Genomic DNA, 20,000 nt, shown 5'->3' with positions numbered 1-20,000 from the left:
CACACCGCCGTACATCAATGGCTCGTGGAGACCGGGCGCATCCCCCGACGCCCACATCATCCACCTCGAGGTCCGCACCTGTCGCCCCCCATCGATCGCCACTGGAAGGCAACTGCCACTCCACGCAGGGCTGTCAGTGGTCAGCCTGTGCGGGCTGTGCCTCGGCCTCAGGCGCAGCCGCCGACTTGGGTGCGGGGGCGGTGTAGAACACGGACCTTCCTTGCTTGGTGCGCTCTGCTTGGCTCTTGGCCACGAGTCCCTCGAGCGTGACTCGCACGACCTTGGCCGCGATCTGGCGCTCGGGGTGGGCCTGGCCGAGTGCTGCAGAGATCTCTGCAGCAGAGCGGGGTTCCTTGAGTTCGAGGAGGTGGCGGCGGATGAGTTCGACCAGGGTGGGCTGGGCCGTCTTTGCGGCATCCGCCGACTTGGCCACGGGCTTCTTGGGCGCTGCCTTGTGCGGTGCGGCGACGGACTTCCGGGCCTTTTGCTTCCCGCCGCGCGCGGCTCCGGCCTTCTGCCGGGGGGAGGGCACCGCGGCGCTCTCGGCCTCTGCTGCGGGCTGGGCAGACGCCTTGGTGATGCCGAGCGCCTGCTGTACGTTCACCAGCACCGTGTGATCGTGCTGTACCGCGGCAAGCTGCTCTTGCAGGGATGCGATCTCCGCGCTGATGCGTTCCTGCTCTTTGGCATTGCGTTCGAGGTCGTTGGTCACCTGGGCGACGTACTGCGATGTCAGTTCGGTGGCGGGAGCTGTTGTCTCGGGCATGGGGCTGACCTTCCTCGGCGAATGAACGACGTGCGGGGCTGTGTCACATGTGCGTGACGCCCCTCTTCGGCGAGGTATCGGCGGCCCGGCAGGGCGCCGCAAGTACCGCAAGATGCCTCGGCGTACAGATGGTACGGACAAACAGCGCTGGTTGTTCGTGCCAGGTGGTGTCTTCTTACTCTTGAGACAGTCTCACTATTCTCATGCCCGGTGTCGGCGAGGCAGTCCGACGGAGTGTGGCTGTGCCTGCGGCTGGGGCAGTTGCCAGAACACCTCGTCGGTCTGTCGGTTGTGCTGCCATGCCTCCAGGGTGCGTGTGGCTACCAGCCGGTCGAGCAGTTCGCCGGTCTGCTGCGGGGAGTGTCCGCACAGGCGGGTGAGGATGTCCATGTCGGCGCTGTGTTCGCCGCGGGTGCATGTGTGTGCGGCCAGTACGAGAGCGGTCAGCCGCAGTGCGGGCGCTGCGGCGGGCAGGACCAGGGGGACAGGCCGCAGTGCCCAGTCGGCGGCGCGGCAACGGGCACGGCGGCCGGGCGCCTGGTCCAGCACCGCGGCGTCGAGCAGCCGCACCTGCACCGGCAGCGCCCGGAAGTCCGGCAATGCGAGCCAGCCTGCATGGGCCAGCTCCAGCCACAGCTCGCGGTTCTGGCGCAGGCGCATGCCCTGCAACAGGCCTGCCGGCAGCCGGACATGCCCACGGATGTCAGTGCGCAGCGCGCACTGCAGGGCCAGCAGCCGGGCGGCGGGGGAGGTGAACCGGGGCAGCGCGGCGCCGAGGTAGGTGAGCATCTCCTGCACCCGCACCCGCTCCTGGAGCCCGGAGTGGAACCGGCGCGCGGGCGCAGACGGGCAGGGGGAGGATGACGGCCCGGGAGAACCGGACAGGGTGTCTGGCACCACGGCCGTATGGCTGGTCGCCGCGGCACAGGCCGCGCAGGTGTCGGCCAGCCGCCAGGTGCGGCCGCTGCCATCCCGGGTGAGGGCGAGCAGTACCGGTCCGGCGCAGCCGCGGTGACGCGGATGCCACCGGCAGCCCCGCGCCTGGCACTGGCAGCTGCGCAGATGGGCGGGCAGCGCGTCGGCGCGGGCATGGCAGGCCAGATGAGCCAGGGCAGCCGACCGCGCCGAGGATCCCGTGAGCGGAGCCGTATGGGCGGTGCAGGAGGGACAGATGAGAGCGGGGCCGCCCGGTCGCGGACGCAGTTCCACTGTCCAGATGCGCCGCACTGCTGCGTGCGCGTCGGCGAGCCTCATGGGCTGGTCGTCCTCCCGTCGGTCCGTGCCCGGGGTGGTCAGTACTCCGGCCGCGGAGGCCGGGAAGACGCACGGTAGTGCAGAGCCCTGCACCTTGATGGCCGTCCTCACCACCCAGGCAAATAGTGCAGAGGTCTGCACTGACAGGGCAGGTGTCTGCACCTTCGGATGGTGGGGTGACGATCTTGCCGCCCGACCCCGACCTCATCGCGCTGCGCGTCAACCTCGCGCGCCTGCGGGGCGAGCGCGGCTGGACCTTCGACGAACTTGCCGGCCGCAGCGGCCTGGCCCGGCGCACCCTCATCGACCTCGAACACGGCCGCACCACTGGCACCGTCACCACCTGGCACGCCCTCGCCCACACCTTCGACGTGCCCATCGAGCACCTCCTCGGCGCCCTCTGCGACGACCACACCCCGCCCGGCACGCAAGGGGCCTGACGCCCGGCACCCCCGATCCAGGGCCCTGCCGCAGATCACCCGAACCGAGGAACAGGCGTCGAACAACAGACCGTTCACCGGATCGTCCGTTCGAACCCGCTGGGCTGGCCAGGGGACACACACCCCGCCACGTTGCCCGTCACCGCGTGTCGCATGGCACGGTCCGGCCCATGTGCTCCACTCCCGCCGGCCGACACTGGGACGGCAGCCCCCGCATCACCCGACACCCCCGACCCCTGCAAGTGGCCGCCACCAGCCCCACCCGCCTACTGCGCGCCGGCCAAAGCAGCCGCTGCCGCCGGTGCGGCAACCGCATCGACCTCTACCAGCGCGCCGACCAACGGCCCATCGCCCTGCACCCCACCGAACTGACCGCCACGCTCGTCCCCGAACCCTGCCGCTGGCATCTGGGCGGCGGCATCGCCTACCCACACGGGGACGGCAGCCCATGGTGCCGCATCCCGCACGCCGTGCTCTGCCCCTGCCGCACCCCCCTCTGCCGCACCGGCCCCCACCTCAACGCGATCCGCCGCCACCTCGCCGTCCGAACCCGCCGCCTGACCGACACCGGCGCCTTCACCCCCGCCCCACCCACCACCAGTTCACAGACCGCCCAGCACCCCGCCCGCCCCGTCGTGCAGATGCTGCTGTGCCGCTACCTCGCCGAGCACACCATCGAGCACATCCGCTGCGTGGCCCAGACCCGCCACCGCCACCGCTGCCCCCACCCCGTCCTCGCCCCCACCAGACCGGCCGGTACCTGGAGACTGCTGCCCACCCCCCGCCGCCGCGGCCAACTCACCCTGCCCGACGCCCTCATGTCCGTCTACGACCTGGGCCACCTCCCCTACAGCGAGCAACTGCGCTGGCGCGCCCAGCGCTGCCCCCAACACGTCGCCGCCCCCGGCGCCGCCGACCTCGCCCCGGCGGGATGGCAACCCTTCGACCCCCTCCTGCACACGGCACACATCCGCACCCGCCTGCCCCACCCTCCGGCCCGCCCGCGCAGAAACCGGTGACCATGCCGCACCACGCCCTGGAAATCGCGCTGACCCGGCCCCTGACATCGGCCGAACTGCGCCACGCCGCCCACGCCTGGCCGCTCGCCGCCAACCGCGACGCCACCCGGCTCATGGCCGTTGCGGGCGGCAAAACCCCCGAACGGGCCGCTCACCGCCTGCGCCTCACCCCCCGGCTGCCCATCGACGTGATCACCACCCACTACCCGGACGCCCACGGACACGTCCTGCTCAACCTCGCCTTCCCACCCGCCACCTACACCGCCCTGAAACGGGACGCCCGCCGCGCGGGCCTCACCCCCGAACGCTTCGTACGGGAGGCCCTCCACCGCGCCCTGGCCGAACACGCCGACCGGGAGGCAGACCGCCTCGACCACGCCGTACGCCAACTCCTCGCCCATGCCACCCCCGCACACCTGCTGTCCGCCGTCGGGCACGCCCTCACCCGCCCCCTGGAAGGCCCCACGCCATGAACCCGACCGACGAACAGACGGCAGCAGCCGACGCCTTCGCCGCCGGCGAACACCTGGCACTGCAGGCCGGTGCAGGCACCGGCAAGACCACCACCCTCACCCTGCTCGCCCGCACCACCAAGCGCCGCGGCCGCTACCTCGCCTACAACCGCGCCATCGCCCAGGACGCACGCACCCGCTTCCCGCCCACCGTCCAGTGCAAAACCGCCCACTCACTCGCCTACGCCGCCGTCGGCCACCGCTACATGCGCCGCTTGAACGCGCCCCGCCGACCAGCCTGGCAGACCGGCAACGCCCTCGGCCTCACCAAAGCCATCCGTATCGGCGACCGTGAAGTCTCCCAACGCGCCCTGTCGAACGCCGTCCTGCGCACCGTCAACCGCTTCTGCCACAGCGCCGATGAGGCCATCACCCGCCACCACGTGGCCTGCCTACGCGGCCTGGAAGACCCGGACCTGCACACAGAACTCGCCGCCCACCTCGTGCCGTTCGCCCGCAGAGCCTGGGCCGACCTGCAACAACCCCACGACGGCCCTGTGCGCTTCGACCACGACCACTACCTCAAGATCTGGGCCCTCGCCCAGCCACGCATCGACGCCGATTTCCTGCTCCTGGACGAGGCGCAGGACACCGACCCCGCAGTCGAACAGATCTTCCTCAGCCAGCGCGACCACGCCCAGCTGGTCATGGTCGGTGACTCCGCCCAGGCCATCTACCACTGGCGCGGCGCCAAAGATGTCATGACCGGCTTCGACGGCACCCACCTAGCCCTGTCGCAGTCCTTCCGCTTCGGACCCGAGCTCGCAGCGGAAGCCAACCGCTGGCTGCACCTGGCCGACGCCCCCATCCGTCTCACCGGTACCCCCGCCGTGCCCACCGAACTCGGCCCCGTCACCCAGCCGGACGCCGTACTGTGCCGCACGAACGTCGGCGCCATGGCCCAGGTCATGACCCTCATGGCCGCCGGATACCAAGTTGCCCTGGCCGGGGGAGGAGACAGCCTGCAGGCCCTGGCCCTCGCGGCCCGCGATCTGAAAGAGGGCCGGCGCACTCACCACCCCGAACTGATCCTCTTCCCCTGCTGGGGAGACCTGCAGGACTACGCCGCCCACGACCCGGCAGGACGCGACCTGCAGCCTCTGGTCAACCTCGTCGACACCCACGGCACCGACGCGATCCTCGCGTCCGTCGCCCAGCTCGTGCCCGAATCACATGCTCAGGTCACCGTCTCCACCGCACACAAGGCCAAAGGACGCGAATGGCGTCGCGTACTCATCGCAGGCGACTTCGCCCGCCACAAAGACAACAGCGCTGACGACCAGACAGACAGCACGACGCCCCCCGATCCCATCGATGACGCCGAAGCCCGCCTCGCCTACGTAGCCGTCACCCGCACCCGCCAACGCCTCGACCTGGGCGGACTATCGTGGATCCACGACCACCCTGACGGCACACCGGCCGGCTGAACAGCCGGGTGACCCCAGGTTGCGATGGCCGGTCGGAAGATCTTCGAGGCCATCTCGATAGGCGGGTGGTTCATCGAAATGCCCTGCCGGTCGGGACGCACAATGTGGGTGCGACGATGCGGGCATGCGTGAGTTGAGCCAGCTGATCGACATCGAGGAACCGGCCTGGCCGGAACTCAGGGAGACACTCGATACAAGTGGGGTGTCTGTAGAGGTGCTTCCGCCCGATGGCGATCTGGGTAGGGCATCGATTCTTCAGCTGCAGGTCACGGCCAGGTCGTACCTGGGCGCGGTGGTGCTGCACTGCGGCGGTCTGCTGGTGGACGACGGATGGCTGCGGGTCTTCGGCAGCCCGGTGAGCGGTGCTGCGCCCGGGGTGCCTGGACTGGCTCGCGTGAATCAGTTCCCTGGAACATTCGACCCAGGCTGGCGGCCGGAGGCCGGCCTGGTGGTGGCACACGACGTGCTGGGCGGCGTCTTCGCTCTCAACGGGGCCGCTCCCGTCGGCGCCGACCGTCCCGGCGCCCCTGGCGAGGTTGTCTACTTCGCACCGGATTCCCTTCGCTGGGAGGCTCTTGGTGTTGGTCACTCGACGTGGCTGGCCTGGCTGGTGTCCGGGGCACTCGATGAGTTCTACGCCGATCTGCGCTGGCCCGGCTGGAAGGAGGAGGTCCGGGCGCTGAACAGCGATCAGGGCCTGTCACTGTCACCGCCGTTGTGGTCTGCCGAGGCGCGCCAAGACGTCTCCGCGACCAGCCGTCGCGCTGTGCCCATGAGAGAGCTGCTTGGCGTTGCTCGGGAATCATGCCGACAGTTCGATGGAGTTGATCCGGGCTTTCTCGGCTCCGTGTGAATCGGGCGCTCTGTCCAGTGGGCGGGAGCAGATCAGAGCGGCGGCGATCCCGGTGAAGGCCAGGCCGAGTTCTCGTGTTCCATTAGTTAATACGGCAGGTCGGAGATCTCGTAGCCGGTTAGTCCAAGCGTTCCGACTGCGGGAAGGATCCTGGCGAGATACCATTCAAAGTCGACATAGTCGTCAATATCTTGGCGGTAGACGGTATCCACCCTAGGGTCCAGCAAGAGCTTATGGCCGGCAGACGACAAAAGGAAGGAGCCTCCGACACCCGTCGCCTCCCAGGTGAGGATGACGGCGCAGGCTCCGTGGGATTGGCGCGCTTTCTCCATCTCGCCAATAACGGCAGACTCGGCACTGAGTGCCTCGTTCTCCCAATCGGTCATATCGGACTCCACGAGGTAGCTAATGCGTCCACCGTCGTCCAATCTCCAGCCGCCCCGTACGAGCGATCCAATAATATCTGGCGCAGAAATCGTGCCATCGAAGTGGAATTTAATACCGATGTTCCTGCTCATGGGTAATCCTCCCAGTCGCGCCTACCGGAGGGATGCGTTTTGGCATCCCTCCGGAATCCGTCATGCCTACCGACTCACCCTATCCTCGCGGGACAACCTCCCATTCAAACCCTTTCTTCTGGAAGTAATTCTGAATGTTCTGCGGGATCGGATTCTCGGAGACCACCCGGAAGTCTGCGCCATTCTCCACCGCTATGCGACGCGACTCGCCAAGTTTCGACTTGAATCTGAGCATTTCGTCCGCGTCCCCATTCAGGCGCTCCCAGTATTTTCCGCTCTTTGCTTCATACCACACCTCGCGGGCAGACCCTTCAGGGGTGTAGCGGCCGTCGAATTGCCTTTTCCCTACTTTAAACCCGGGCTTCCCGTCCGGACCTGGCTTGCCGCCGAAGCGGTTCATTAGAGACACTTCGTACGCGTCCCCACTCAGTTGTTGCACGCGACCTTTGGAGAGAGGAGCCTCTGGCCCACCCGGACCCTTCGGCCCGGGGCGACCCGGGCCGACCGGAACAACTCCGATCGACATGTTCTCGCAAGGATATCCTGGATTACATACAGGACCCTCAATGAGCCACCGAATGAATTCCTTGGCGGTGAGTTCTGGTTGCGGACCGTGGAAGGTATCGCGATTGTTTCCCAGGTTCAGTTGGACATCGACATTTCCGACGCAGCGTCCGTAAGCGCAGGCCAGGACTTGGCCGTCGCTGTTCCACATGGTCTGCCCGGAGCTGTCGGTGCTCGCCGTCCCGCAGTTGCTGTTACAGGGGTGTGGCACGTACGGCTTGGAATAGTCGACGGCTTCGTTGGGGCTCCCATTGCCCGGCGTGCCGTCAGGGCGGGTCGGGCAGGCCTCCTGGGCGCCACCGGCTCCTCCGCAACCGAGCCCTAGTCCGCTGGGGTCGGAGTGGGTGAGGGGATTCTGTACGGAGTAGCTGTAACCGTTGAGGGTTTGGTGCTTGTCGACCTCGAGGAGTGGGTCGACGCTGATGAACTGTCCGATTCCCGGGTCGTATTCTCTGGCCCCCACGTGGGTCAACCCAGTGGAATCGTCGGCCGGCTTGCCCAGGAAGGCCTTGTCATCGGGCCACGTGGTTGCCTTGGGGCCGCGTGACTCGCCGAAGGGCGCGCTGTAGCGCTTGGTGACCGCATACGTGCTCGCATCCAGAGCGACGCTCGACGTGCCGTGGTGGTCGGCGGCCAGGAAGCTCAGCTTCGTGCCCGTCGTGCCAGACACAGCCGTGCGCACGGCGATCGTCTGGCCGTTGGCCGTGTAGTAACGCGTTCCGGAAAGCGTCTTCGTCGTGCCCTTGACTCCCAGGCGTACCTCCGTGCCGCCCACATAAAGGACAGTGTCGCCATCGCCCTTGGCTCTGCGGATTAGCAGTTCGCCGCCCGCGTCGTAGAGGTAGGTGGTCTCCTTCGTGCTCTCGACGAGCTTGCTCAGCTCCCCCTCGCTGTTCCACGTCAGCGTCTGCTCGGCGCTGGGACCGGGGCGGGTGATCGTGTTACCGCTGCTGTCGTACTTATAGCTACCGGACCGGAAACCGGTCGTCTTGTCCAGCGTGTGCGCTCTGGTGTCCGTCGATTCGTTGTACGCGTACGTGGTGAGCTGCTGGTCACCCGAGGACGCGTGCCGCGTTTCCGTCGTGCGTTGGCCGACCCCGTTGTATGTGAACGACGTCCAGTACGGAGCCACGCCGTCAATGTTGGACATCACGCGGCCGGAGGCGGAGCAGTCCGCGGTCTTCGGGGTCCATGCCTCGGTCAGGCGGCGGTGGCCGTCGTAGGCGAAGCACTGGGAGTCGGCCTTGGCCGTGCCGCCCAGGGTGGTGGTGTCGAAGATGGAGGTGACGTTGCCCGCGTCATCCTGGGTGAAATTCAGGTCCTGGAGCGGGTAGCTGTGGACGTCGTCCGTGGTCTGGGCTCGGGTGAGGCGGCGGGTGCCGTTCTCGTAGCTCCAGGTGATGTACGCCTTTTTCGCGGACGTAGTGCCGTCCATGCCCAGGCTGAGCTGACGCAGGTCGCCCTGGGGGGAGAAGGCAGCGCCCTGGAGGTAGCCGGTAGTGCCCTTCGCAGTGAGCTGCCCCCCAAGGGTGTTGTAGGTGTAGGAGACGGTCTCCGCCGCGAGGCCTGCCACCGCAGGTGCGCTGGACTGGCTCACGGTGCCGTCCAGGTTGTAGCCCGTGGTGAAGGACAGCGTCTTGGGCACGCCCGCCGTCACCAGTGCATCGGTGTCGGGCAGGAGCAACTGGCTTCCAGTGGCCTGGTACAGGTTGTCGTAAGCGGTGACCTTCTGGGTGTAGGCCTTGCCTGCCAGTCCGCCGTCGTAGCGGACGGACGTGTCCAGCTGTCCCTTGGCGAGTGTGTCGAATTTCCAGGCCGCCAGTTTGTTGGCATCCGTTTTGTCGGTCTGCCACATGCCGGTCTTGCGGCCGAGGTCGTCGTACTCGTAGAGCAGTGTGTTGTTCGTGGTGTTGGCGTTGGTGGTCTTGGTGACCTGGTCGAGGGTGTTGTACGCGATCGTGGACCGGCCCTTGTCCGGGTCGGCGGCTGCGGTCTGGCGTCCGAACAGGTCGTACTCGTAGGACCACTTGGCCTGGTCAGGGCCAGTGATCGTGCCCTGCTGGCCGGAGGGCGTGTAGGTGTAGCTGGTGGTGGTGTACGGCGTGCCGGTCGGCTTGGGACCTGCGTACTCGAGGCGCTCGGTGGTCTGGCCGAGGGCGTTAGTCACGACCGCTGCCGCCTGGCCTCCTGCCGGAGCACTCGTGCTGACCGTGTCACCGGTGTAGGTGGTGTCGATCGTCCAGCGGGTGACGCTGTTGGTCTTGGTCACCGCCTTGATGGCCCGCCCGGCACCGTCGTAGGTGGTGTCTGTCTGGATCGGGGCCTGGCCTTCGGAGGGCTCCGCCGGCTCGGTGTTGGGCAGTGTGGTGCTGTCCCAGATGTCGGACTGCTGGCTGACCGCCATGCCCCGTGTGTCGTACAGGGTCAGCGAGATGAGCCGGCCGCCCTGCGGGGTCGGGGACTGGGTCTGGCGGGTGCGCAGCAGCGAGTCGTAGAAGGTGTAGCTGGTGTTGTAGCCGGAGCCGTCGCCCTTGAGAGTGCCGGCGGACACCCAGGACATGTCCGCATTGGTGACCTTGTAGTCGTAGACGTAATTCGGAGTCTTACCCAGCGCCTTGAGACGGTTGGGCAGCCACACCTTGGTGAGGCGGCCGAGGCTGTCGTACTCGGATTCAGTGATCTTGCTGTTCGGGTCGGTGACCTTGAGCGGGGAGCCGGTGGCGAAGTCCACCTTGGTCGTGGTGCCGTATTGCTTGGCGTCTGTCACGACCGTCGCAGTGAGCGGCCCGGCCGCGGTCGGAGCGTACGTGGTGGCGGATACGGGCAGGTCGTTGGCGTTCTTGACCAACGTGGGACGGCCCAGGGCGTCGTAGTCAGTGGTGGCGATCTTCTGCCAGGTCGGGGTGCCGTCTGCGGCGTAGCCCTTGGCCCGGCCCGTCCACTGGGCCTCGCCCTTGGTCGGCGTCTGCGTACTCGTGTAGATCTTGGAATCGTAGGCGGTCGCCGTGTCGGAGATGATGTCGCCGGGCCGGGACGAGTCCGCGGGCAGGTCAAGGTCGGCGTTCGATGTCGGACACAGCTTCGCCACCACGCGGACGCGGGAGATCAGCGAGTTGATACCCAAGGCGTCGTTGCGTGCGTAGGTGTTGACGGTGCACTTGTCGTCTTTGCTGTCGGCGTCGTCACCACGGTCTTCGATCTTGGAGGCCATCCCGTAGTCGTCATACGTGGTCTCGACGGTGCGGACACGGTCTCTTGGAGCGATGCCGCTGGTGATGTTGGTACGGGTGTGGGTGGCGCCGGCGCGGACGTAGTAGGCCTCGGTGTCGGCGTAGGACTTGTGCTGGGTGGCTGTCCGCTTCGACCAGGGGTCGTTGATCGTGCCGGTGACTTCGGTGTCGCCGTTGTAGGTGACGGTTTCGCGAGCGAAGCCGGCGTACTGATCGGAGTCGTTGATCGCGCCGGCTTTGATGCCGGAAACCATCACGGTCTTTCGGGTGTCCGGGGCCGGGGTCTTGCCGTCCGAGCCCAGGACGCGGTCTCCGTGCATGCCGCGCAGGTAGACGGTGACCGTTTTGCTTTGGGTGCCTGTCGAGACGCCCACGAGGTGGGTGACCTTCTGGAAGCCTCGCCAGATGGACCAGGTGCGCTCCTTGGCGGGAGTCATCGGGTCCTCGTTGTAGTGCCAGGCCCCACCGTCCGAGGAGTACTGGTAGGCGTGTTGCACCGCCTCCGAGCCGCCACGGGGATCGGTGGTGGACACCGAACTGACCGGGTACTTCTGGAACCAGTCGAGAATCGGCTCCTTCTCCCCGTTGGGCGACCAGTACACCGGGTAGCAGCGCTTGGTGTTCGTGTCGGCCTTCGGCTTGGCCTGACCCGCAACGCAGTCGGCATTCAGGTAGGTGACGATGGTCTGCGCGCCGGTCTCCGAGGTGACCGTCTTCAGGCGCGGCTTGTGGAGCGGCAGGATGTTGTCCGTTTTGCCATCCACGCGGTTGGCCCGCATCTCGTGCGTGAATGTCACGGGATCCAGAGTCAGATCGGTGCCACGCTTGCCCGTGTGGCGGATCTCCTCCAGCCACAGCGACTGATCCGTGGAGTCACCGGTGTCACCCGGGTCCAGGTACCGCTGCTTGAGGGTCCAAGCGTCCACCGGCTCGAAGGCCGGGGTTGCGGCAGCCGCGTTCCACGCGTATGTGGTGATGCCCGTCAGGCGCTTGCGTGTGAAGAAGGTGGGACCGGTGTTGCCGGTGCACTTGTCGCCGTCCTTGCAGATGGCGTCGAACGGCACGTCCGGCCAGTTGTCGCGGGTGTCCTCGGTCAGCGAGTCGCAGTTGCTGATCGACGAATCGCAGCGCTCGGCGTACGAGAGGACGACCTTGTCAGAGGCCGCGGGGGAACCGGAGAAGAGGGCACCCGCACGCTGGCCGTAGCGGATCTCCTTGAGGTAACCGCCGCGGGTGTAGCCGGTTCCGGTGGTGTCGTCGCCCAGCTTGTCGTAGTTGTTCTGCTCGGCCGTGTACCAGTACGACATGGCGTTGTTGTGGGTGTCCTCGACGTAGTCGAGGTTCCAGCGCCAGGCCTGGGTCTTGGCACGGCCGGAGAACGACGACCCGCTGCTGTAGCCGGGCTCCTTGTCGTCATCACCGAAGACCGGGACGGTCCATACCGAGTTGGTGCGGTCATCGGTGCCCGCTCCGTCGAGCTTGTTGAGGCCGAAGACGTACCGAGTGCCGCTCCCCGTGGTCACGGTCCAGTACTCGCCCTTGCCGTCTCCCTGGCCGGCGACGATGTCGTCACCATCGTCGCCGTTGTCGGCGCCCGTCGAGTGCGTGACAGTGGAGGCGTCGTCATTCTTCAGGCGCCACTTGCCCGAGGTGTCGTCCTTGACGAGCTCGGTCGCCTTGCCGTTCAACACGAGGGACGCGTTGTCGTACTTCCAGCACAGGTCGTACTTGTCCGTCTGGCCGTCGTCGTCACAGGAGCCGTACTTACGCTCGATGTACGACGACGTCAGGTCGAAGCCCTCACCGATCTGGCTGCCCTGATTGTTCGTGTTCGCCGTACGTCCGTCGACACTGCCGGAGTCGTACGAGATCGACAGATCGGGTTGCGGTCCCGCCGCAGCCGGAGGAACCCGCAGCGGGTACGACCACGTGAACGACCCCGACGAACCGCCCGCCTCCCAGGTCGAAGAGGCTGCCAGCGGTGTCGCCTTGTAGTTTCCGGCTCCCGACTGTGCACCCGCTGCCAGCGCCAGCATCATCGGCTCTCCGCCGAATGCCAGACTCAGCGGCGTCGAAATGCGGCTCTTGGCCCGGTCGTTGTCCGAGTCCAGTTCCGTGCGCTTGCGGCACTTGGCCTTCGACGGCTCGTTCAGGGCACAGTCCGGCAGGCGGAACAGGCGCAGACGGCCGGCCCAGTCACCACCGTAAGCGGAGGCGAATGCCGAGTAGTTGACGCTGAGGCGGGTCTTGCCGCCACCCTTGGGCGCAGTGACCTTGAGGACAACGCCCTTGACGCCGAAGCCGGCGGATGCCTTCTGGCCCAGTACCTCGACGGTGAGGGACTTTGCTGCAGTCCCCCTGGCGGGTGCGGCGGCCGTGACCGGCAGTGATCCGGGCGTGCCCTTGGCGGCTCCCTTGCCTGGAATGGCGAGCGTCACCGTTCCGGCCTTCGGCCAGGTGACCTGCCGTCGCTGGTCGTGGCGAGCGCGTGCGGATGCCGCTCGGTCCGCCTCGGCTGTTTTCTGCACCACGGCGGCGGTCTTCTTGTTCACCTTGGCTGTGAACGGGCTGACCTTGGCCGATCGGGGCTCCTTCAATTGGGGGGCGCCGAGCGGATCCGACTTTGCGGCGAAGGCTACTGGGGTTAGAAGGCCTGGAAGCATCACCAGACCGGTGACCGCGGCGAGGTGACGGGACCAGAGCCTTCTGGTCCCACCCCTGCGGCCCGGACCGGGGCGAGGTATGCCAAAGGGAATCATGTGTTTCTTTCCTGTGCGGCGCCGGGGCAGGAGCCCGCCGGCGCGTGCCGTTGAGAACGGAAAGGAAGGGCAAGGGGGAGGAACTACGGACCCGTCACCGCTGCCGGGCGGTGGCGCTCACGCGCATCCACCCGGCAGCGGTGTAGGGGGCGTCAGATGTTGTCGGGAGTGGCGAGGACCTGCGAGCGGACCTGGTCGGCGGTCATGGCTCCGGCCCAGATCCGCAATTTCTGAAGGCCGCCGGGCAGATAGTTGCCGGTGCTGTTGGCGGTGGTTCCGCGGCCCAGGCTCAGTTCGCCGCTGCCCTGCTGCGGGGTCGTGAAGCCGGCTGCCCCTTCGGAGGGCTGGTCGTACTCGCCGACGTACAGGTGCAGCTTGCCGTAGCGAGTCTCTGTCGCGCCGTCGGAGGGGTTGGTCCACTCCCAGGTCTCTTGCGCATCGAAGGTGCCGGTGATCTGCACCCAGGTGTCGGTCGCTGCCACATCCGCGGCCGGCACTTCCGCGCTCTGGGTGACCTTGCCATCGGCGCCCACCGCCGTGCGGGTGAACTTCCACTGGTAGACGCCCGCTTCGGGCTTCATCACCCACAGAGCCCAGGAGGACTCGCCCCCCATGCGCTGGGCAGCGACCTGTGCTTGGTACCCGACCGGCTTGGCTCCGAGGACAGTCGAATCCAGGCGGACGTTCGCCGAGACCGTGAACGAGCCGCTCTCGTCGATGGCCGGCCCCGCGGCCGCGGCGTACCCAGCTGTCCCGTCCAGGAACAGAGCGTTGTCCTCCTCGTTCAGGGTTGCGCCGGTACCCGACAGCGTCAGCGCCGGCAGCGGGTAGGCCGTGCTCTCGGCGATCTGGCTGCCCTTGGCCGCTGTGGCGTCCCACTGGGCGACCAGTTCGTTGGCCGGCACACCGTCTTGCATGAGCTTGGCTTCGTCCGCGATTTCCGCCGGGTCCAGGGAGCGCTGCCACACAGCGACTTCATCGAGCAGGCCGAAATGGTAGTCACCGTAGCTGCCACCCGCCTTGGCGCGACCGAACTGCAGTCCCCCGTTGGAGGTCCATGGCGTGTAGGTGGACGCTGCCTTGGACAGAATTACCGGTTGGCCCTGGGGCTGGCCGTTGACGAACAGCTGGATGGTGTCGTTGGTCGGGTCGGTGTCGGGGAGGTCATCGTCGCCTTCCGTCTTGAACACGCCTGCCACGTGCGTCCACACGTTCAGTGGCGGATTCTCACGGTCAGCCAGGGACCGGATGTATGCCGGGCTCGTGAGGTCCTTGTCCGTGCGGTTGAACACCCACTTCTTATAGGAAGCGGAGTAGTAGAGCGTGAACGCGCTGCCGTTGGTGCCAGGCGCGGACAGCACGGCCCGGTTGGCTGAGGCGTTGGACAACTGCACCCAGGCGGAGACAGTGAACGACTCCTGGGTATTGATGGCAGGGGTTGCCGTCGCCGCATGTCCGGTCTGCTTTGCGGGATCAGTGGTGTCGTCGTTCAGGCGAAGCGAGTAGTCGAGTTCGCCGCGGCGTGCTCTGGTCGACCAGCCGGTCCCGTCGGCTCCCACCAGGGTCGCGTCATGACGGGGTCCCACGGTAGCGGTGTCCTTGGCCGTCATCACTCCGGAGTCCGGCACGCCGTCAAGGTGCCAGCGGCCAACTTCAGCCTCGGCGGGCGCCACCTTGAAGATGAACTCCTGGTAGGCGCCCCACCGGTTGTAGACGTCCTTGGCCCGTACCGACAGAACCTGGGTTCCCGCCAGCGGCGGAGTCACGTTCGAGACCGTGACCTTCAGGCTTCCGGAAACCGATTTGGCGGGAGTGTTCAGCAGCTTCCACTCATAGGCCGTCACATCGGTCTTGCCGGACCTGATGTCCGCCGTATTGGGCTCGAAGGTGAAGGTGCCGGGCACGCCCGGACCTCCCTTGCCTTCGCAGACAGTGGCGCACTCGGTGTACGGGGAAACGGAAGTAATCCGTGGCTCCTTCGGAGCCGAAGAATCGACCTTGAAGTAGCACCAGGGGCTGTAGGAGGACCAGAGGTCACCGGTCTTGCCGCTGTAGGACCAGTGGGACTGAGTACGGGCCTTGTAGCGGTAGAGCCCGCCGTCGGCGCGCTCGCTGGTACGGAGCTTCTCCAGCGTGCCGTCCGGGTGCCAGCCAGTATCGGGGGAGTGCCCGGTCCACACCTGGTGCCAAGCGGCGTCGTCACCACGCTCCACGACGAACTCGGCCTGCAAAGAGCCTTCCTCATCACCCTTGTGCGACTCGACCTGCGTCTGGACCCGAGCCTGCACCATCGGGTCCTTACGAGTAACGATCAGCGGATCCGACGACGACTTCTTGCAGTACGCCGTCGTGCCGTTGCCCGGGATGAGACCAACATCCGTCGGCACACCAGGCTTGTACGCGAAGGTGACCTGCAGTTCGGCATTGTCGTCGAACCGCTTCCAGGCCCGCGGATCGCCCTCGTCCTTGGCCCGCAGCATCAGCGTCAAACGATTGATCTTGCCGTCCGCGAAGGAACGGACGGTGTTCTTCAGGTTCTCGTCCGACTCGTCCGGGTTGTCGTTGAACTCGATCCAGGCATCCGGCTGGTCTGGGGCACACAGACTGCCGCGCCCTGCGGAGATGTAGCGGTCGCCCATCTGGTCGAGTTGCTTAGGCCCTGGCCAGTTGGTGGCCTCGGAGATGTTGTCGGTGCGCTCCAAGTCGACCCAGTGCGGGTCGCAGTTGAACGACCACGTCTCCCGAGCGCGGAAGGTGGCGTCCAGCACGTACTTGCCGGAGAGCTTTGTCGGCGCGAACTCGAAGTACATGCGATCGACATAACCGCCGCCGCAGTAGTAGCCGTCCGCGGTTCCGCACTTGCCGACGCCCTTGTCGCCCTCGAACATCCAGAACTCGTCCTCGTCGGAGGAGATCTTCGTGCGCTCCTGGGCGCCCAGACCGATGGAGGGGTCGATGTAGACCGGGTAGACGGTGTCCTCACCGCGCAGCAACTCCAGGTCCGGCTGCACGGCCACAGTGCCGTCGTTCACCTGCACCGGCAGTACGGCACTGGCATCGCCCGCATCGGGCTGTGAGGGGTCGTTCTGCGGTTCGCCGTTGGCCGCAACGCCCGTGTCGGCAGTGAAGAGTTGGGTCTGGGGACCTGACTCCGCATCGCCGGCGGAGTCCCACATCTGTCCCGCGGGACCGCGAAAGACCGCGTTTCCGTCCTCGTCAAGGGCGCGCAGACCGCCGCCGGCGCCTGGTACCACCGTGAGTCCGTCCCCGGATGCCGCGAGCTCCACCTGCTCCAGCGCGGGGTTCTCCGCCGCCTCGGGGGTCTTGACGACCAGCACTTCACGGTAGCCCTCGGCGGTAGCGGTCAACTGCAAGTCCACACCGTCGAAGACGTTGGCGTAGGTTGCCGTGGCCCCGTCCAAAGTCGGCTTGGGAAGCGCATCACGCCATCCGAGGGTGACCGACCGATCGTCCTTGCCCAGGCGGAGCATGTCCGCTCCCGAACCACCGTCAGAGAAGGACAGGTCGACCGCAGCGCCCTTGGGAGCAATGCGTCCATCGGGCCGACGCTCCAGCGTCGGGTCGACAGTTCCCCAACCACCGTCGTCCTCCTTGACGCGCTGAGGTGTCGAGGACTGGGTAAGTGTGAACGTGCCGTCCGGATTGGCATGTGTTGTGGAGTACTCCGTGCGGTCCGCCGTCACCTCCACTGGCGCACCCGAAGCCTGCGCCTGCGCCAACGCAGTCGACTCGTCGACCATCCCCGACTCTGCCTCTGCGGTTGCAAGCGGCGCGGCTTCCGCTATCGGCATTGCCGGCAGCGCCGACAAGACCAGCGCGGTGGCCAAACCACCCAGCAACACACCACGACTTCTTCGCCCCCTCAACGCGGGCGCCACACCCCACCCCAAATTCACGGCGTCCACTCCAGCCACAAGACTTCCACAGGATGCGCAGAGTTAACGTGGAGTTACTCAATTTGGTCAATCCCCCGTGCTGCAGGTCACATTCGGACTGCACGAATGCGCCTGACCTGCCCGGATGGTCCTCTGGGGTCTTCGCGTCACCGGGTGGCCGGCAGGTGACGCGGACCTAACCAGAGGATCAGCCCCGATACGGATCCAGGCGCCGGCCGCAGGTGGGCCATGGGCTGTCCAGAAGCCAGGCGAAACGCAGCCAAATCACTTCGGCGACATGGCCGATCCGCGCTCAGCGCAGGCCTTTCGCCCCCGGCTCGCTCGTTCTCCGGAAAAACCAGGCGGGCTTGACGCAGGCTCAGCTCGCCACAGGCCGCCCGGTCGCGGAAGTCACCCAGCCAAGGCAGCCGAGCCAGGCCCAACACTGCAAACCCGTTCTGCCTGCAGCTCTCACCCGCGAAGGGTGCCCAGCCTGCGGCACACCCCCCCCCTCGCTCGCCGCAACATTGCATCGCCCGGAAATGGCCGATTCCATCACCATCTGCCCGAGCAGGCGCCAATTACGCAAGCGGTACTCCGCCGCGCATTACGAAGGCCCGGCCGCTTGCCCTTGTCCCTGGTGACGCTGCCTCCAACAGCTGCCGGCGACGCGTGCCTCGGCCGCCGGTGAACGCGGCAAAAGGTTGGGTGACGCAAGCGTCCAGTTGCCGTAAGACCTGCAGACGGTGACCTGAACTTGCCGCCGAATCAGAGGAGTTGGAACCCATTTGGTGATCGACTGTCAGTGCCAGGAGTCAGCATGGCGGGGATGACATCACGATCGCCCCAGGGAGGACCACTTGCCATTCGTCCGGCCGTACGTGCGCTCCGACGGGACACCAGTACGCGGACACTCTCGATGGGCGCCGGGCGCGCGCCGGGAGATGACCGCCTTCGCCATCGTCGGCCTGGTCGTACTCGGCATCGGCAACGCCTCAACGACGAACGGAGCGAACACCACGTCGCCCGAGCCGCCCGTGACGTACCCGATCCGCTTCGAGCACTCCACCAACAGCGCACCGAGGACAGCTGTGCCGCGCCCCACGGTGTCGTACCCGGTCAAGTTCGACATCCCCGCACTGAAGCAGCCGGCACCCACACCGAGTGTGTCGTACCCGATCGACTTCTCCGCTCTGGGCGGTGAACGATGACCCGGCGCCCACCGGCCCGGCGAAGGTCCGCCCGGCGCCCCAACCGCCGCAGGCAGCAACAGGATGCGCAGTTCGTCGTCCTGTGCGTGGTCGTGGTGGCGGCAGTCAGCCTGGTGGTGACGGTGGTCAACTGGCTGCTCGCACACTGGTGGCTGCTGCTCATCGCGGCCGTACTCGCCGTTGTAGGCGGCATCGGGTGGTGGCAGCAGCGGGCACAGCGCGAGCAGTGGGAACGGGGCCACGCGCGTGCTCTGCGCTACGGGCTGGCCCAGCTGGACACGCTCTCCCACCGGCAGTTCGAATACGCGATCCGGGACCTCATGCGCCGGGACGGCTGCACCGACGCCGTCCAGGTCGGCGGGCAAGGAGATCTCGGGGCGGACGTGAAAGCGACAGACCCGCTGGGGCGCCGCTGGGTGATCCAATGCAAGCACCGCCGACACGGCGAGCGGGGCGCTGCCGTGGGCACTCCGGAGCTGCAGGTGCTCAACGGAACGGGACGCCCGGTCCACAAGGCGGATGTGGTGGTGATGGTGACCAACGGCAGGATCACCCAGCCTGGCCGTGACTTCGCTCGCCAGCAGCGCTTGCACCTCGTTGACCGCCAGCTGCTTGGCTCTTGGTCCTCGGGATCGCAGCCGCTGTGGGAGCTGCTGTCCGCGCTGCCTCCGCCCCGCAGGCCGTCCCCGCTTTCCTGAGCAGTTCGGCTCTAGCCAACGGCCCGGCATCGTGCGCATCCGCGCTGCGGAACGGCCACCGGCCGCCGCTCACTGCCGGTACGGGGACGGCGAGGCCGGTGGCATGCTCAGTCAGGGGGCGGGTTCGTACGTCACCGTCTGGCCGGGGCAGCCCATGGCCATGTCCTCCAACGCGTCCAGCTCGGCATCGTCGACTGCCAGGTCCCAGCGGAGCTTGGTGCCCACCCACTCGGCGAGGTACCGGCAGTGGACGTCGGTGGCGGGTGGCAGCCATTCAGCCGGGTCCTGGTCGGCTTTGCTGCGGTTAGAGCGTGCGGTGACAGCGACGAGCGAGGGCTCGGCGCCTTGGTCGTTGGCGTACGTTTCCCGACGCTGTGGGGTCCAGGCCGATGCGCCGCTGTCCCATGCTTCGGCGAGGGGCACCATGTGGTCGATGTCGAGTCCGGACGCTGACGTCACGACGATGGCGTCGTAGTACGACCACCAACTCCCGCCGGTCAGGCGGCAGCCGGGGCCGACGGCGGGCGGGGTGACCGCCTCATGGATGAGGACCTCGGCGCGGGTGTTGCAGCCGTCGGCTGGGTCGTCACCGGTGTTCCAGTGGCGGAACTTGTCACGGCTGTAACCGTCGCGGGACTCGGTGGCCACGGGCAGGCCGGCGACGGCTTCGGCCAGTGGCAGGGTCTCCGCGGCGTGGGCAGGGGCGGAGACGCTGGCGGGTAGGACGGCGAGGGCGACGGCTGCGAGGCCGCGCAGGACAGCGTTGACCATGTGCCGTTGATAGCCACCCGGAATGGGGCGTGATCAGCAATTTCCCCCAGGCGCCGCCCGTGTGGGTGGAAAGGTCATACCG

Annotated in this window: 13 protein-coding genes; 7 read left to right on the top strand and 6 right to left on the bottom strand. The window is 67.0% G+C overall.

What is annotated here, in order from left to right; genetic code table 11:
- Positions 1 to 133 precede the first annotated feature (133 nt).
- Together BLU79_RS42855 and BLU79_RS42850 are read right to left on the bottom strand one after the other, a co-directional pair.
- Entirely contained in the window at positions 134 to 766 is a 633-nt protein-coding gene (locus BLU79_RS42855) for a hypothetical protein (RefSeq protein WP_093911468.1), read from the bottom strand.
- Between the two features lie 201 nt (positions 767 to 967).
- Entirely contained in the window at positions 968 to 2,020 is a 1,053-nt protein-coding gene (locus BLU79_RS42850) for a hypothetical protein (RefSeq protein ID WP_093911467.1), read from the bottom strand.
- A gap of 176 nt (positions 2,021 to 2,196) precedes the next feature.
- Here BLU79_RS42850 and BLU79_RS42845 point away from each other — a divergent pair, with 176 nt between their 5' ends.
- The 5 genes from BLU79_RS42845 to BLU79_RS42825 all read left to right on the top strand — a co-directional run bounded on the left by BLU79_RS42845 (position 2,197) and on the right by BLU79_RS42825 (position 6,271).
- Complete coding sequence (locus BLU79_RS42845) at positions 2,197 to 2,460, top strand: helix-turn-helix transcriptional regulator (protein ID WP_093911466.1); 264 nt, start codon at positions 2,197 to 2,199, stop codon at positions 2,458 to 2,460.
- A gap of 170 nt (positions 2,461 to 2,630) precedes the next feature.
- Complete coding sequence (locus BLU79_RS42840; RefSeq protein WP_093911465.1) at positions 2,631 to 3,479, top strand: DUF6083 domain-containing protein; 849 nt, start codon at positions 2,631 to 2,633, stop codon at positions 3,477 to 3,479.
- Positions 3,476 to 3,952 (top strand): hypothetical protein, encoded by a 477-nt coding sequence (locus BLU79_RS42835; protein WP_093911464.1) that lies wholly within the window; start codon positions 3,476 to 3,478, stop codon positions 3,950 to 3,952. Before BLU79_RS42840 ends, BLU79_RS42835 begins: the two co-directional genes overlap by 4 nt.
- Positions 3,949 to 5,418 (top strand): UvrD-helicase domain-containing protein, encoded by a 1,470-nt coding sequence (locus BLU79_RS42830; RefSeq protein ID WP_093911463.1) that lies wholly within the window; start codon positions 3,949 to 3,951, stop codon positions 5,416 to 5,418. The genes BLU79_RS42835 and BLU79_RS42830 overlap by 4 nt, the downstream gene beginning before the upstream one ends.
- Positions 5,419 to 5,542: 124 nt before the next feature.
- Positions 5,543 to 6,271, top strand: a complete 729-nt coding sequence (locus BLU79_RS42825) for a DUF2625 domain-containing protein (RefSeq protein WP_093911462.1) — start codon at positions 5,543 to 5,545, stop codon at positions 6,269 to 6,271.
- An 86-nt stretch (positions 6,272 to 6,357) separates the two neighbouring features.
- On the opposite strand, the gene BLU79_RS42820 is transcribed toward BLU79_RS42825, so the two are convergent.
- The 3 genes from BLU79_RS42820 to BLU79_RS42810 all read right to left on the bottom strand — a co-directional run bounded on the left by BLU79_RS42820 (position 6,358) and on the right by BLU79_RS42810 (position 17,103).
- Positions 6,358 to 6,789, bottom strand: a complete 432-nt coding sequence (locus BLU79_RS42820; RefSeq protein ID WP_093911461.1) for a hypothetical protein — start codon at positions 6,787 to 6,789, stop codon at positions 6,358 to 6,360.
- Between the two features lie 79 nt (positions 6,790 to 6,868).
- Positions 6,869 to 13,342 (bottom strand): RHS repeat domain-containing protein, encoded by a 6,474-nt coding sequence (locus BLU79_RS42815; protein ID WP_093911460.1) that lies wholly within the window; start codon positions 13,340 to 13,342, stop codon positions 6,869 to 6,871.
- A gap of 152 nt (positions 13,343 to 13,494) precedes the next feature.
- Positions 13,495 to 17,103 (bottom strand): laminin G domain-containing protein, encoded by a 3,609-nt coding sequence (locus tag BLU79_RS42810; RefSeq protein WP_093911459.1) that lies wholly within the window; start codon positions 17,101 to 17,103, stop codon positions 13,495 to 13,497.
- A 1,079-nt stretch (positions 17,104 to 18,182) separates the two neighbouring features.
- Here BLU79_RS42810 and BLU79_RS42805 point away from each other — a divergent pair.
- Positions 18,183 to 18,449 carry a hypothetical protein gene (locus tag BLU79_RS42805; protein ID WP_256333685.1) on the top strand — a complete coding sequence of 89 codons (267 nt, stop codon included), beginning with the start codon at positions 18,183 to 18,185 and terminating at the stop codon, positions 18,447 to 18,449.
- On the top strand, positions 18,446 to 19,147 hold the full coding sequence (locus BLU79_RS42800; RefSeq protein WP_093911457.1) for a restriction endonuclease: 702 nt from the start codon (positions 18,446 to 18,448) through the stop codon (positions 19,145 to 19,147). Before BLU79_RS42805 ends, BLU79_RS42800 begins: the two co-directional genes overlap by 4 nt.
- Positions 19,148 to 19,258: 111 nt before the next feature.
- On the opposite strand, the gene BLU79_RS42795 is transcribed toward BLU79_RS42800, so the two are convergent.
- Positions 19,259 to 19,918, bottom strand: coding sequence for an HNH endonuclease family protein (locus BLU79_RS42795; protein ID WP_093911456.1), 660 nt, complete (start codon positions 19,916 to 19,918; stop codon positions 19,259 to 19,261).
- Positions 19,919 to 20,000: the final 82 nt, after the last annotated feature.

This window comes from Streptomyces sp. cf386, assembly GCF_900103585.1.
Lineage (GTDB): Bacteria > Actinomycetota > Actinomycetes > Streptomycetales > Streptomycetaceae > Streptomyces.
This window is presented reverse-complemented; position numbering and strand designations above follow the sequence as displayed.

Bases quoted from the DNA above. Each gene is read 5' to 3' on its own strand.
- BLU79_RS42855 (WP_093911468.1), bottom strand. From the start codon at position 766: ATGCCCGAGACAACAGCTCCCGCCACCGAACTGACATCGCAGTACGTC.
- BLU79_RS42850 (WP_093911467.1), bottom strand. From the start codon at position 2,020: ATGAGGCTCGCCGACGCGCACGCAGCAGTGCGGCGCATCTGGACAGTG.
- BLU79_RS42840 (WP_093911465.1), top strand. From the start codon at position 2,631: ATGTGCTCCACTCCCGCCGGCCGACACTGGGACGGCAGCCCCCGCATC.
- BLU79_RS42830 (WP_093911463.1), top strand. From the start codon at position 3,949: ATGAACCCGACCGACGAACAGACGGCAGCAGCCGACGCCTTCGCCGCC.
- BLU79_RS42825 (WP_093911462.1), top strand. From the start codon at position 5,543: ATGCGTGAGTTGAGCCAGCTGATCGACATCGAGGAACCGGCCTGGCCG.
- BLU79_RS42820 (WP_093911461.1), bottom strand. From the start codon at position 6,789: ATGAGCAGGAACATCGGTATTAAATTCCACTTCGATGGCACGATTTCT.
- BLU79_RS42815 (WP_093911460.1), bottom strand. From the start codon at position 13,342: ATGATTCCCTTTGGCATACCTCGCCCCGGTCCGGGCCGCAGGGGTGGG.
- BLU79_RS42810 (WP_093911459.1), bottom strand. From the start codon at position 17,103: ATGGTCGACGAGTCGACTGCGTTGGCGCAGGCGCAGGCTTCGGGTGCG.
- BLU79_RS42805 (WP_256333685.1), top strand. From the start codon at position 18,183: ATGACCGCCTTCGCCATCGTCGGCCTGGTCGTACTCGGCATCGGCAAC.
- BLU79_RS42800 (WP_093911457.1), top strand. From the start codon at position 18,446: ATGACCCGGCGCCCACCGGCCCGGCGAAGGTCCGCCCGGCGCCCCAAC.
- BLU79_RS42795 (WP_093911456.1), bottom strand. From the start codon at position 19,918: ATGGTCAACGCTGTCCTGCGCGGCCTCGCAGCCGTCGCCCTCGCCGTC.